This window comes from Paenibacillus yanchengensis (genome assembly GCF_042684845.1).
GTDB classification, from domain to species: domain Bacteria; phylum Bacillota; class Bacilli; order Paenibacillales; family Paenibacillaceae; genus Pristimantibacillus; species Pristimantibacillus yanchengensis.
Map to the genome: position 1 here is coordinate 239,007 of NZ_JBHUMH010000012.1, position 14,021 is coordinate 253,027.

Annotated in this window: 10 protein-coding genes; 1 reads left to right on the forward strand and 9 read right to left on the reverse strand. The window is 36.7% G+C overall.

Annotated features, from left to right (window positions below):
- Nucleotides 1-17: 17 nt before the first annotated feature.
- From helD to ACFSTH_RS05025, 6 genes are all read right to left on the reverse strand, one after another.
- Nucleotides 18-2,342: an RNA polymerase recycling motor HelD gene (helD, locus tag ACFSTH_RS05000; protein ID WP_377771912.1), complete on the reverse strand. Its 2,325-nt coding sequence runs from the start codon at nucleotides 2,340-2,342 to the stop codon at nucleotides 18-20.
- Nucleotides 2,326-4,767, reverse strand: coding sequence for a hypothetical protein (locus ACFSTH_RS05005; RefSeq protein ID WP_377771914.1), 2,442 nt, complete (start codon nucleotides 4,765-4,767; stop codon nucleotides 2,326-2,328). The genes helD and ACFSTH_RS05005 overlap by 17 nt, the downstream gene beginning before the upstream one ends.
- A 2-nt stretch (nucleotides 4,768-4,769) precedes the next feature.
- Nucleotides 4,770-5,549 carry an ABC transporter ATP-binding protein gene (locus ACFSTH_RS05010; RefSeq protein ID WP_377771916.1) on the reverse strand — a complete coding sequence of 260 codons (780 nt, stop codon included), beginning with the start codon at nucleotides 5,547-5,549 and terminating at the stop codon, nucleotides 4,770-4,772.
- Nucleotides 5,550-5,685: 136 nt separating this feature from the next.
- Nucleotides 5,686-6,078 carry a hypothetical protein gene (locus tag ACFSTH_RS05015; RefSeq protein WP_377771918.1) on the reverse strand — a complete coding sequence of 131 codons (393 nt, stop codon included), beginning with the start codon at nucleotides 6,076-6,078 and terminating at the stop codon, nucleotides 5,686-5,688.
- A gap of 6 nt (nucleotides 6,079-6,084) precedes the next feature.
- The gene (locus ACFSTH_RS05020) at nucleotides 6,085-6,303 is read right to left on the reverse strand and encodes a DUF1540 domain-containing protein (RefSeq protein ID WP_377771920.1); all 219 of its coding nucleotides are present in this window, start codon (nucleotides 6,301-6,303) and stop codon (nucleotides 6,085-6,087) included.
- A 51-nt stretch (nucleotides 6,304-6,354) separates the two neighbouring features.
- The gene (locus ACFSTH_RS05025; RefSeq protein WP_377771922.1) at nucleotides 6,355-6,855 is read right to left on the reverse strand and encodes a DUF3907 family protein; all 501 of its coding nucleotides are present in this window, start codon (nucleotides 6,853-6,855) and stop codon (nucleotides 6,355-6,357) included.
- A 202-nt stretch (nucleotides 6,856-7,057) separates the two neighbouring features.
- On the opposite strand from ACFSTH_RS05025, the gene ACFSTH_RS05030 reads away from it, so the two are divergent.
- Nucleotides 7,058-8,935: a S8 family peptidase gene (locus ACFSTH_RS05030; protein ID WP_377771924.1), complete on the forward strand. Its 1,878-nt coding sequence runs from the start codon at nucleotides 7,058-7,060 to the stop codon at nucleotides 8,933-8,935.
- Nucleotides 8,936-8,966: 31 nt separating this feature from the next.
- Here the strand turns inward: ACFSTH_RS05030 and ACFSTH_RS05035 are convergent, their stop codons facing one another.
- Genes ACFSTH_RS05035 through ACFSTH_RS05045 form a run of 3 tightly spaced genes read right to left on the reverse strand, consistent with a single transcriptional unit; the run spans nucleotide 8,967 to nucleotide 13,749 of the window.
- The gene (locus ACFSTH_RS05035) at nucleotides 8,967-10,283 is read right to left on the reverse strand and encodes an ABC transporter substrate-binding protein (RefSeq protein WP_377771926.1); all 1,317 of its coding nucleotides are present in this window, start codon (nucleotides 10,281-10,283) and stop codon (nucleotides 8,967-8,969) included.
- A complete protein-coding gene (locus ACFSTH_RS05040) occupies nucleotides 10,255-11,943 on the reverse strand; it encodes a response regulator transcription factor (RefSeq protein WP_377771928.1) in 1,689 nt (562 codons plus the stop codon). The genes ACFSTH_RS05035 and ACFSTH_RS05040 overlap by 29 nt, the downstream gene beginning before the upstream one ends.
- Nucleotides 11,944-11,973: 30 nt before the next feature.
- Nucleotides 11,974-13,749, reverse strand: coding sequence for a cache domain-containing sensor histidine kinase (locus ACFSTH_RS05045; protein ID WP_377771930.1), 1,776 nt, complete (start codon nucleotides 13,747-13,749; stop codon nucleotides 11,974-11,976).
- Nucleotides 13,750-14,021 lie beyond the last annotated feature (272 nt).

Below are 14,021 nucleotides of genomic sequence, written 5' to 3' on the forward strand. Positions count from 1 at the left end.
TTGCATACCAATTTGATTTACATTGGCATAAATGGTGTTTTTGTACCAGTATAAAAAATACTCAATTCATGCATAGCTCTCGTACAAGCTGTATAGAACAGCCACTTATCTGCTTCCTTTGAGTAATATTCAGCCGATGCATTATGAACGATAACTGTATCAAACTCTACACCTTTTGCCAAATATACAGGAATGACAGCTATTCCTTTATCGAATGATGCTGTTTCTTTATCTATTAATGTTAACGAAGGCAACTGCGGTAATAACTGTTCGTATAGTTGCTTCGATTCTTCAGCTGTTTTACCGATTATCGCAATAGAAGTATGAGCTGCTTGTTGCATCTGCTGGACAGTTCGCACGATATCATCTAGCAATTGCCCTTGCTCTACTTGCATTATTTGTGGCTCAGGACCATGTCGATCAAACGGTTCTACGAGCTGCTCTGCGCCAATAATTTTGCTAGTAAACGTCACAATTTCATGCGTTGAACGGTAACTTTTCGATAAACGTATCCTCTCTGAATGTTGCTCATCAAACAAAGATGCTAGTGCGTCTAACTCACTATGGTGGTGACTGTGCATATAAATTGTTTGATTCGGATCGCCGAGTACCGTCCATTTACTGTTAGGAAATATTCGTTTTAAATAATGAAACTGAAAAACAGAATAATCTTGCGCTTCATCTATAAAAACATGTTTAATTAACGTATTTGTATGAAAACCTGTCAATTTTTCTTTAAAATACAAATATGCGGTCGCATCTTCATACGGTATCATTCGCTGGTTCATATTAGTTAACGTATGTTGTAAAGCATAATCTGAGAAATTACACTGTTGTAATAACTGTCGATACATCGCATCAATATGAACAAATCGCAACATTTTTATTAAACGTCGTGTTTTTTTGAAATAACGTGAAACGATACGCGTCGCCAAATAATCACGTTCGCTATTAAAGTCGTCAAAGGACTGACTTTGATAACTTCCTTTGTTTTGCAATTTTTCATAAGCTTCGGAATATTCATCGGGATCTAGCAGCTCCAGCTCTTCATCTACCCAACTCTTTTTTCTTTCTTCTTTCGCTATTTGTGTTATTTGTTTCAATAACTGTGTAACGAGAAGCTTCAAACGATTAGCAATCGATATCGTGGGATCTAAAGCATAAAACTGCTCCGCAATATACTCTTTCGAAATAATTACTTCACCCCGAAATTTAATTGCTCGAAATAGCATTCCTTGCTTACTACGGTCGTCTACATAGTCGTTAATTCGTTGCATAAACGCATAACTTGATTTGTACGCTACCATTTCCATAATGTCATCATAGCCCACTTCTTGATGCGCTGTTAAGGCATACTCCATTTGGCTAAACAAATCAATAACCGTATATTGTCTTGCAAAACGATGCTCCAAATATTGCTGATACGTCGTTTGCTCCACATTTTCTTCACCAAGCTCCGGCAACACCGTTGCAATATAGCTATTAAATATCGGATTCGGTGAGAAAAACACAATTTGATCAGCTGCCAAATGACCCCGATGTCTATATAACAAATATGCTGCACGCTGTAGTGCCGCTGAAGTTTTTCCGCTGCCAGCAGCACCTTCCACTACGAGCAACCGTGCTTGTTCATTACGAATTATTTTGTTTTGCTCTTGTTGAATGGTAGCGACGATGGATTTCATCTTTGCACTAGCATTTTTACCCAACACTTGCTGTAGCATCTCATCACCGATCGTTACACCAGCGTCAAACATACTTTTAATTTGCGATTGTTGGATGATATATTGCCGCTTTAAAGTCATTTCTCCTTGAATAGTAGTTTCAGGTGTTTTGTATAGAACTGCCCCTGGGCCATAATCATAATATAAACTGGAAATGGGTGCGCGCCAGTCATAAACGAGATATTCCCCTGATTGTTCATCGTACAGAGATCCAACACCTAAATAAATCGCTTCTGCACCAGCAGGATCGCCATCTTCTACAAAATCCACTCTACCGAAGTAAGGCGAGTCAACAAGTCTTTGATACGTTTTAAGTTGTTTCTCCATATGCCGGTGGCTACGTTCCCGTTCCGATAGTACTTCCGCTTGTTGTTTCATGCTGGCTAATGTTTCTGCTGTTTCCGCTGCATCTTCAAAATTAACCGTTACATCGTCCCAAAAATGACGACGGATAGCTACAATATCTTCTTTAATAAAACCAGCTTCATCCACACGTTCAGCAATCAATCTTTGCAGTAATTTCGTTACCATTTCGACTCTGTCTTGCTCTTTTATCCAATCTGTATTGGACGCATTTTGTTGTTCATCCAATATTATTTCATCAGAATTGCTTTTCATTGGCTTCCTCCCTGTTCGTATATCCAATGTCTGCTAAAAACACTTTTCCAGCTTCACTTGCAAAGCGGAATGAAATTTTACTAATTTGTGCTGGATTGAGTTGTTTCTCCCACTTACTATCGTGTTGTTTATTTAACGAAGAAAAATAATTTAACGGCACAATCACCGTTTGAAAGATAGCCTCTGCCGATTGTTTATATTTATTTTTTTTAATACGATTTTCTAACCATGTAAATTTAGTGAACTGGGTATGAACGGGTGCTTCTATAGAAGTAACATCATTAACTAGTAATTGCAAAATTTCACCTTCGTCTGTCTCCACTTCTATTTCTAATTGAGGCACTTCCAGTTCTCCCTGTTGCACATCATCTTGAAGCCCATCTATACTTTCTTTATCAAGATGCTCGTCAGTAACATTTACTTGGGTTTTACTACGGTCCATATTCACTTCATCTGTCGTTTGTTCATCCATAATGAGCGGATCTACCGCCAAAGAAAATATAATACTGTCTGCTGCGCTATCTTCCAACTGTTCCGCCGCTTGATCCGTTAATATCATATTATATTCCGCACCAGCTTTTTCCCAACTTAATTCAATCGCTTCTTGCTGTTTACTGTTCCCATCCCGATTAATAGCATACGTACTTTCATCCCATTCAGACATTCCGATAGCATAACTTTTTTCAATCAATCCATTTTCTCTTGCAATCGGTATCGTACTGCCATTTTCATATCGACTAATATAACCGGTGTCCGGTAACCACTGTAACCCATTTTCATAATTTTGAAATAAAGGAGTGTATGTAAAGTTTTCAAATAAAGCTGCCTGTAAAAAAGCAGCAATATAAACTTTTGCAATTTGCTGTTGCTCCTCTGCAGTCAACATATTGGACCGATTCAAAAACAATCCGCCCGGTAATCGTTCGTCAAATTTTCCCCAATCAGTATTGAATTGACTATGGTTAGCATCAGCAATATATAACGCAGCTTTAAACCGCTCACTCGTCTCCAACATCGTTCGAGCGTATTGCCGTTCCCCATAGAAATTATTAACGTCAGCATCTCTCGCTCCTTGCAATGTCAAATAAAAAACATTATCCAAGTCAGCAAATTGATCCTCCACCTTTTTATCGGTAGGTGCCATAGCTACAACTGCTTTAATTTGATAATCTTCTTTGTCAGGCAACATCGCATCATCGTCAAAAAACCGCTCTGGATCAGCTGCCATCGCAGCTGCTTGACCGCCACGAGAATGACCGATTAATGCGATAGATGACAAATCAAACTTGTCATATAAAGGATGGCTATCATCGCTATTCCAAATCCCCAATTGCTGAATATGCTGTAATAAGAGCCACGCACGCATTAACATATCATTGTCAACGATACCTGACCAAGAAGAATAGTTTAGAAAATTTTGATCCACTGAAATAGCGATTATTCCTTGCTTCGCCAACATTTCACCTAAATAGTGATAACCACCATCTGAAAAATCCTCCATCAAATGGTTACCATGTACGATGAGCGCTATTGGAAAAGATGCATCGTCAGCACCTTCTGGCATCCATACTGTACCATTTAACGGAAGCTCTTGTGGGGAAAAACCCCAAAATAGTTGTTTAAGCTTTGGCCACTTGGAAATATACTGTTCGGCGTTTACCGATGGAGAAAGATAGTCCACTTGTTTTCCAAACGAGGAACGATGTTTGTCTGTACCATTTCCATAACTAAAAGTGGTAACATTATATTGTTGTATTAAGCTAGGATTAATCAGCTCATGCCAACCTTGCTCCAATAGTGATCCATCTTTAACCGCAATATCTGCTACATCCGCATCACTCACCGTAGAAAACAACTCTTTTTGTTTCAGCCAATAGTTGTTATTAGACACCGGCCAAGATGTACTTATCATTATTACAACGCCAATGATCACAGCCGGGATTAACGTTGCCAGCAGTTTTACCACGTTAGATATTCGCCACTTACGCCATACATGTAGTAGCCAACTACCTAACAACAATGCTATAGCGATATAAGCTCCAGCAACCAGATAAGAAACCCTGCGATCTAATTCAGCAAACTGTAGTATAAAGATCATTTGAATAAACGTAATAATAACTAAAGAAAATAATTTTCGTGCTACTGGTAATTGTATAAGTGACATAAAAAAGCTAAGGATAGGTATTGCAATAACTAGTAAGATGACATTTAATGTAGCAGCGATAATGGAATCCAACCAGATTCCTAAACCCGTAGGCACACCTCTACTGGCTACTATCCAAGCTATAAAATTAAAAATAAATAAACTTCCTAATAAGAAACGACTAGTAGACCTATCTCGATCATACTTCATACGATAAGCATCGCGAACGTATTCTTTCCAAGTTCGCCGAGATTTTAACGATGAATGTAATTCGAAAGACATTGTTAATTTACAACCTCCAACCAATTTCTACGGCTACGCTGCTCAATATGAACAGGTACTTCAAAAAACTGGCTTAATGTGTGACTATTTAAAATTTGGCTCGTATTCCCTTCAGCGAAAACCATACCATCTTTTACTAGTAATGTTTTATTAAAGCAAGGTAATATTTCTTCCACATGATGTGTTACATATATTAACGTAGGAGCTTCTTCAATTGTTGCTAATTGTTCAATCATTGCCAACACCTGTTCTCTTGCAAACAAATCAAGTCCCGTACAAGGCTCATCCAAAATAAGCAGCTCCGGATCATTCATCAACGCTCTCGCGATAAGCACTCTTTGTTTTTCACCCTGAGAAAATGTCCCGTACTTTCTAGCAATCAATTGCTCGCACCCTAATTGTTTTAAAATAGTAATTGCTTTATTTTCATCTGCTTCCTGGATTTCATCATACACTCCAATTGAAGCGAATTTCCCACTTAATACGATACTAAGTGCATTGTCGTTATAGTATAAACGTTCGTGTAAAGAAGTACTAACCCAGCCTATTCGTTTGCGTAGCTCGCGCAGATCATACTCTCCAAAGCGATGACCAAGTACGGAGACACTGCCACTGGTTGGCCATATATAGCCATTAATCATATTCAACATCGTTGTTTTTCCTGAACCATTAAGACCAAGTAAACACCAATGTTCTCCTTTTTTAATCGTCCAATTCACATTTTTTAACACTGTTTTTTCTTCTCTATCCCAAATAATATCTTTCATCTCAACTATATTCATTTCTCCACCCCGTTAATTCAACCATCATTCATTATACAAATATTACTTGTTTAGTATACCATATATATTATTCGCAGGAGCAGCAAAAAGAGGCTGCCATCATCCAATGGCAACCTCTTTTCGCATCACATTTGTTTTAAAGTATGGAGTAGTAAATAGGTACGATAATAAACTGATAAATAATAGTTACTGTACCCAACCCTATAGCCGTACTACTCCACTTTTTATTTTCATTAGAATAAGCTAAAAATCCAAGTACGATTGCAGCTATTGCCATTAATATAGGCCATATAAACCATGAAGCTACTGCAAATACGATTCCTGTAAAAGATATTAAATTACTGCTTGATCTCGCTTCTAACTCTACATCATCATGAGTTGAAGTGAGCATATCCACTTCACTTATATGACGCCCTGCTTCGCTTCGAGCATATACGTTAGGATCGCTATAGGCAAAGTCGGCAGCAAATTCTTCCTTTACATCTTCTAACTGTATATCTTTTTTCCTATCTTCATTTCCTTGCTCCATGTGCAACTACTCCTTTGGTTGGAATGTTAAACAGCATGTAGCCGAAGATTGTGAAGCGTGATCGTCCATCGAATTTAGTTTTCCAAACTCATCTTCAGCAAACTCTTCATGGACGTTATGAGACACATTATTGTCTAATTCAATCATAATTTCTTTCGCATTACACTTATTCCCGTTTTCCCAAAAATTACAATTAGATACTCTACAAGTAACGCCGTGTGGCATATCGCTCACCTCCAGTATCATGTTTTCCCGATTGGAGGTAATTCATGCTTCCTATTTTTGTAGCTGCATTCGTCGTTCAGATAAATAATCGCTTTCATAATAAGCTAACTCGTCTCGTAATTCTTCAAAAAGCTTTGCTAAATGCAGTATACGTTGACGGACTTGCTTATCCGGTTTATAACGAAATCTAATCGCATCTTGACCAGAGTATGCATAACGTCCATCTTCCGTATAACTCTCGTGAGTAGGATAAAAGAACAAATTAACGACTTGATGATACACTTCATAAAGCACTTTATTCGCTTGTTCATCTTTTACTTGTTGGCGATGTAGAATAAGCCATATTTTTTCCAAATTAACTTCCGTAAATACGAGTAAATGACGCAAATCCGATAAAATACCTTTATAATAAACAACTGCTTGTTCCGATGAATCGTGTGCAGTTAACATGGATAAATTAGTTTCATTTAAAAATGGTTCTACTATGGTAACTACCGATTGCAAATGTTTTTGTGTCAATTCTGTAATCGCTCTAATATTTGCCGATAACATTATAATTCCCTCCAGCTGATAGCTCTTCCTTGGCATCACATCACGTTAACAACGTTTCAATAAACCACCTTATTTATAGAATAACAAAAATCCAATCTTTTTTCGATCATTTCTTCAATAGTATGGCAGGTATAAAATGAATATCATGAAGCAAATCATAACGAAGACATCAAATCAGTCTATTCATTGGAGGTGGATTAGTTTGCACAAAAGTTGGATTGCAAGTATAACCGTATTAATCCTTATCGCGCTTATTATTCCCGGACTTGGAAGATATAATGTTGCGGAACAAGAAAACAAACAGCTACAAAACAACTTAGAACAAGCACGGTTATCCGTTGACGCAGAAAAAGAAAAACATATCAAACAATCGTTAATCGAACAAGATGTAACGGCAACGATGCAATTTATGCAGGCAGAAACAGACAAAGATTTAGGTATTTTACTTCAAAACGTTACAGATCACTCCGAAAAAAATACGTTAACAGCCATAAACAAACTGATGAAACAACATCCCTATCTTGTCTATATTTCCCTTACATCTGCATCAAAAAATATCGTTCAAGGCCACTTCCCTCCGACAAATGATGGAAGTGTGCAACATTATATCACTTTAGCAAAAGAAAAGTTACAACTTTCCGAGTCCTATCGCTCCCCAAAATTCACTTGTGACAAAGGAAGTATTTTCAGTGTAGTTGCTACACCCGATCATTCCGGTAAAGATGGCGGAGCTATTGCTGTAGTGAAACAAGATGTTATGAAGACGGTAGAATTACAACAGCAGAAAAATTTACGATTAATCCCCTATCCTGCGGAAGGCAATTATCGAATTAAATCTGTTGCTCCTAATTCCACCGTTGATATTACAGTATCAGATGGAGAAGATAACGGAGCCGCTAGTCACTATCATATTCGCGATGTAGTCGTCCGTTTCGAACAAAAGTTATCGAGTGAACAGTTACAACTCATTCAAGATGAAATTGACGGTACTATCCTTCAACAATTAGACCAAACATATATATTTCGCTCCAATCATTTAGAAGCAAAACAGTTAATGGAATACTTTCAATCGAAATGGCAACCCATTTACACTGAACCAAACTTTCTCTATATGACGAATCAACAACAAGACGAAGTAAATACAGAAACAATCATCCCAAATGATGTGCTTTACTCCACCTATCAATGGAATCTGCCATCTATTGCCACAGAAAAAGGCTGGAACATTACGAAAGGTAATGAAGGGGTCATTGTTGCTGTACTAGACACAGGAGTTGAAGCAACTCACCCTGATTTAATCGGAAGACTGGTAAGTGGAGCGAATATGATCGATAACAGTAAAAATCCAACAGACAATGTTGGGCATGGCACACATGTCGCTGGCATCATTGGCGCTACCGTCAATAACAAGGAAGGAGTGGCTGGTGTTTCGTGGTATAACAAAATTATGCCAATCAAAGTGTTAGATGATAGTGGAGCAGGCTCCTCCTATTCTGTAGCACAAGGAGTCATCTGGGCTGTAGATCAAGGTGCAAAAGTAATCAATATGAGTTTAGGTAATTACGCTAACTCACAATTTTTACACGATGCCATTAAGTACGCTTATGCGCAGGATGTCGTTTTAATTGCCGCTAGTGGCAATGACAATACCGTTCGTCCCGGGTATCCTGCAGCTTATCCTGAAGTGTTTGCCGTCGCTGCTACCAACAGTCAAAAAGAGCGCGCTCCATTTTCCAATTACGGAGACTATATCGACGTTGCAGCGCCGGGAGAAAGTATTGCCAGTACTTATCCAGGACATCAATATGCAGCGCTCTCGGGGACATCTATGGCTACACCGCATGTCTCCGCATTAGCAGGACTTATCCGCTCTGTAAATCCTGACCTAAGTAATGAAGAAGTAATGAACATTATTCGGAATACCTCCATTGACTTGGGCAACCCAGGCAAAGACGACTACTTTGGATATGGTGAAATAAACGTGAGCGAAGCATTAACAAATGCGATGGAATTCAAAGGCACATTGCAAATGTATCCCTCACAAGTGAAGCGAAAATTAAAACGACTAGCAACGCAATAAATTAAAGCAGAAAAACTATTTTAAACTCTGTTCATGGGGATATAATATATCGTCCGCGTTCTTTGGATATTTGTAGTTGCTTACGTGCTTTCGCCCACTTCATATTCAATCCATTAACAATTTCATCCAAATCACGATTGGCCAACATCTCTTGGCCAATTTTTTTATAATCTAACTGAATAGCATCGACAAGCGCTGCATACTCTGTTCCACCCGGAACATAATAGAAAGGAGAAACTTCAGAAAATTTTTCATGAAATTTTTGCAAAAAAGGTATTTCTGCTTGTACATCATAAAAGGTGGAATCTAATTGAGCTTGCGTTAAATATGTTTGATATACTTCTGGACTATAAAACCACTCTAAAAACAGCTTCGCTTCTTCTTCATATTTAGTAAGTTTATTAATACCATAAAAGTGATCAACAAAAGTCATAATACGTAACGGTTCTGCTTCACTTTCCCTATAAGGTAATGGAAATGCTTCCAAATCATCTGTATGTCCTACATTACTTTCATAATTAGATAAAAACCACAAGCCCCCTCCTATAATCGCTGCTTCCTTCGAATAAAACTGTTCTGTTGCTTGTTCCCAATCTGTAGATAACGGATCAGCTCCCATTACTTGAGCTTGATACAATTGTTCGATCTTTTTATAACTATTGTAAAATGGTGTTCCTTGAGCAAACGGTTCATCTTGCATCGCCATTCCATTCAAATATTGTTCTTCATTCGAAGACAAGTGAGCCATAAACTCGTTAAATGGGTACGTTGCCCAATAATCTTTTCCACTCATTGTATAAGGTATAATGCCGCTCTCTCTTTTAAGCGTTTGTAGTAATTGGATAAATTCTGACCATGTATTTGGTACACTTAATTGTAGTTCTTCAAAGATAGACGGATGATAATACATCAGCTCAGGATACGACACCGCTGGTATTGCAAGTACTTTATCATCTAATGCAAATTGTTTGGCATAACGATTTCTAGTCGTTGCTTCTAAAGTATCAAGTGCTAGTAATTCTTTTTGAAAATAAGCTATCCAATTTGGTTTTAACTCTAAAATATCAGGTAATTCATTCGCTGATAATTTCACTTGCATCGCTTTTAAATATTCACCATCATTATGAAATGTTTCCAATTGAATTTTCACACGTGGATGAACTACAGTATACTCCTCTACTTTATCATGCATAAAGGCAATGAAATCTTGGTTTGCATCCCACATTGCCATATGTAGCGTTACTTGTTGATTTTCCACCAACTTCATCTCACCATTGTTACTACAGCCTTGTAATATAATTGCTAAAAAAACAAGCATATTAATTAATAACACTAGCTGTTTCTTCATAAAAATATTCTCCCTTATCCTTCTCATAAGGCTGGTCTCGATATATCTGATCTCGATATTGAATGGGAGTTAATCCAGTATTTTTTTTAAATACACGACTAAAATGAGTTTGATTATGATAACCAGCTCTTTCCCCTACTTCATAGATTTTGAGCTTACTCTGGAGTAATTCCTTTGCTTTTTCAATTCGTTTCTTTGTTAAATAATCAATTAGATTTTCCCCTGTTTCTTTAGAAAATATTTTACTTAAATAACTAGCATTTACCCCGATTTGCTCACTAATCTGAGCTAATGATATTGGTTGAGCGTAATCTCTATCCATAATTTTACATGCCATTTCTACTAATCCCGGATGAGTAGAGGGCATGAGATGTTTGGCATCAATACATTTTTCAACTGTACTAATCAGTTGCTCCAGCCATAACAATATAGCAGTATTATCATATAATTGATCTAGCACTTCATGTGGAGACTCCCTATCACCCAATACGTCACTCCAGTTTAATCCTCTCAAATATAAAAGTGATTCCAGTTCCCACAATAACGTTCGATACTTACTAATCACAATATCCGGGTTTATTTGACCATATTGCTGTAACGATTTTATACTCAATCGCCATTCCTCAACCCACGATTGGCCCATCTCTAATTTATATAATAATCCTCTTATTTCCCAATTAAACTTAATAGATGGATCAGTTGAAGTAAAACGTTGTAAATCTTCATAAAAATACACCCGACCAGTACCATCATAAAAGCGAAGTTTTATGAGATTTCCCACCTCTAAAAGTAAACGTTTCCAATTTTTGTGACCTGAACTTACATCAGAAACAGCTCCACTCACTGTTAAATTCATATAATTTTTCAATTGTCCTTTTATCTGGTTAACCATCTCCACTACAAGTTGTCTTGTTTCCATCGCAGAATATTGAAATCCGATATGACTAATAATGACATAGTCTGAATAATTCAAATCAATAACTAAGTTCTTTGTATCAAACCGCCGTACTATTTCTTTTAATGTAGCCTGAATATAGCTACTGATGTGCTGATCTACTTCCCCTTCATCACTACCCTGTAGTTGTTCCACATGAAAGAGCATAACCACTTGCTGAGTAGTGTAAGAATGAGCAAACCATGCATCTTTCACCAATTTACTATGCTCCATCTTCACAATCGATTCATTTTCAATTAGATAGGAACGTAACCACTGTATCTTCTCTCTTTCAAATGAATAAAGAGGAGGGGCTTCATTCTGATCTTTTGATAAGTCACGCTGTTCCAGCTTTGCAAGTGAATTAGCAATGATTTGAGTTGATGCTGGTTTTCCAATGTCTTCCTTCACTATATAATCAGCAGCTCCCAATACAAATGCTTTACGAACGTACTCATATTCAGCATATGCGCTTAATACAATAATAATCGGTCGCTTCACTAGGTCTACATGTTGGATCGCTTCCATAAACTCTAATCCATTCATGGTAGGCATTTTAATATCTACTAATATCAAATCTATAGTGTCTTGTTCCAATAACTTTAACGCTTGTTGACCATTAGATGACTCAGCTACTATTTCCGCATTATAAGAACTCCATGGAATGAGTTGGCGCATGCCTACTCGAACGATAATTTCATCATCTACAAGCATTACTCGATGCATAATGTTCAGCACTCCTCGAACGTTATATTGTCAATCTAAATTTTCGCTAAGGATAGGCAATCTCAGCACTATTCTAGTACCTTCCCCGATTCTACTATGAATAACTAGTCCATACTGTTCTCCATAATGTAACTGAATTCGTTTCTCTATATTAGTTAATCCTAAACCGCTAAAGGTCAGTTGCTGTTCTCTTAAACGAGCTTCCTGAGTAAACCCATCCATACCTGTACCATTATCTTTCACTCCGACATGAAGCTCTTTATTCACTATATGAAAGGTTAACGATACTTCTCCTCTACCTGGATAACCAGCAACGCCATGAATAATTGCATTTTCTAAAAGTGGTTGTATTAGTAATTTTATAATAAATAATTCGGATGCTTCTGGATGTACGTGGACAGTAAAATTAAATGTGTCGCCATAACGAACTTTCATAATATGCATGTAATGATGTAACAACTCAATTTCTTCGTCTACTCTCGTATACAAACCACCTCTGTTAAACGTTGAGGATAACAGTTTTGTTAAAGCTTCTGTCATTTCTTTAATATGATCAGCTTTCGACATAACTGCCATGATTTTAATAGCATTTAAAGTGTTCACTAAAAAATGAGGATTAATCTGTGATTGTAGTGCAGCTAATTCTGCTTGTGTCTTTTGCGTTTCCTTTTCCTCCTTTTCTTTAATTAACTGTTTCATTCGTGCAATCATACTATTAAAACTTTCACCCAAAACATGAACTTCGAGTGGACCGGATGCAACTATGTTACTATGTAGATTTCCTTTTTTCATTGCCCTCATCTCTTTTACTAAACTTTCAATCGGATGGGCAATACTGCGAACCCAAATTAATGACAAAACAATAAAAATCAATACGCTTACAATAATTATTAACATCGTCTGATAAAATATTTGATTACTTTGTCCGGTGACATCTTTATAAGAAACTAACTTCACATACTTCCAACCTAAATTAGACGTTAAATATATGAGAAATACTTCCTCATTATTAATAATTGTTTTAAAATATCCTTCGTTAGCCTCTTGTACTTGTTGCATATGTGGTAATTTCATAAGCTCTACCGTATAGTACTGCGTATTATTCGTTGCTACAATAGAATTGTGTTCATCCAAAATAATAATCTGTTCAGCAGATTGTACTCTAGATTGTAGAACGGACTGAATCTTATTATCCTGAAACAGAAAAACCATAGCTGCCACTTGATAAGTGGAATAGAGCTCTGTAGGCGCTACTACAGTAGATAAATAGTGATGATTTCCACCGAAAAACTCACTACTTTTTTGTTGCCCATAAAACATTACTTTTTTGGGATTTGACACGGATCGTTGATACCACTCTTGATTCCTTATATTAACTGGAATACTCATTTGTTGCTTATAAGTAAACGAATCCCCATTGTGATAAAGTAACTTTGCTGACACTACATCTGAAGTATAATGAAAAAAGCTGGAAATTTTCTCTTGTAATATTTCACTATATTCGCGTTGTAAAGTTGAATCTTTTGTTTCATGTAACAATGTTGCATTTTTTAAAATAGTTTCATCATTCGCAATCGCTGCAACTGTATAAATAAATTGTTTGGCAACGTTATCAATTGTGTGTGAAACTTGTTCTAATGTTTGAAAGGAACGTTCCATTACATTACTAATTAATTCATCATGATACGATCTCACCGAAAAATATGATGTTAAAATAACTGGAATAATAATCGTAAAAGAGATAGAAATATATAATAAAGGAGCTATCTTTTGTTTTGATATCCATATTTCTAATAACTTCTTCAATGTTTGACTCTCCTTCGTATGAACAAAGGAAGCTTTGCCATAGCAAAACTTCCTTTGTGTATCCTGCAGGTGCTATTGACAATTGTCGCATTCTATAAATTAGGAAAGCCACTAATTATTTTCAACGAAGTTGCTATTTCTATTTCCATATACGTTCGAAATGAAATGGGTTACATTTACAATCAAATTATTTGACTAATCAACTTTTTTCCTACTTCTATTCTAATGATAGCATTACTTATTACTAGATAACCACTGCCAATAGCACTATT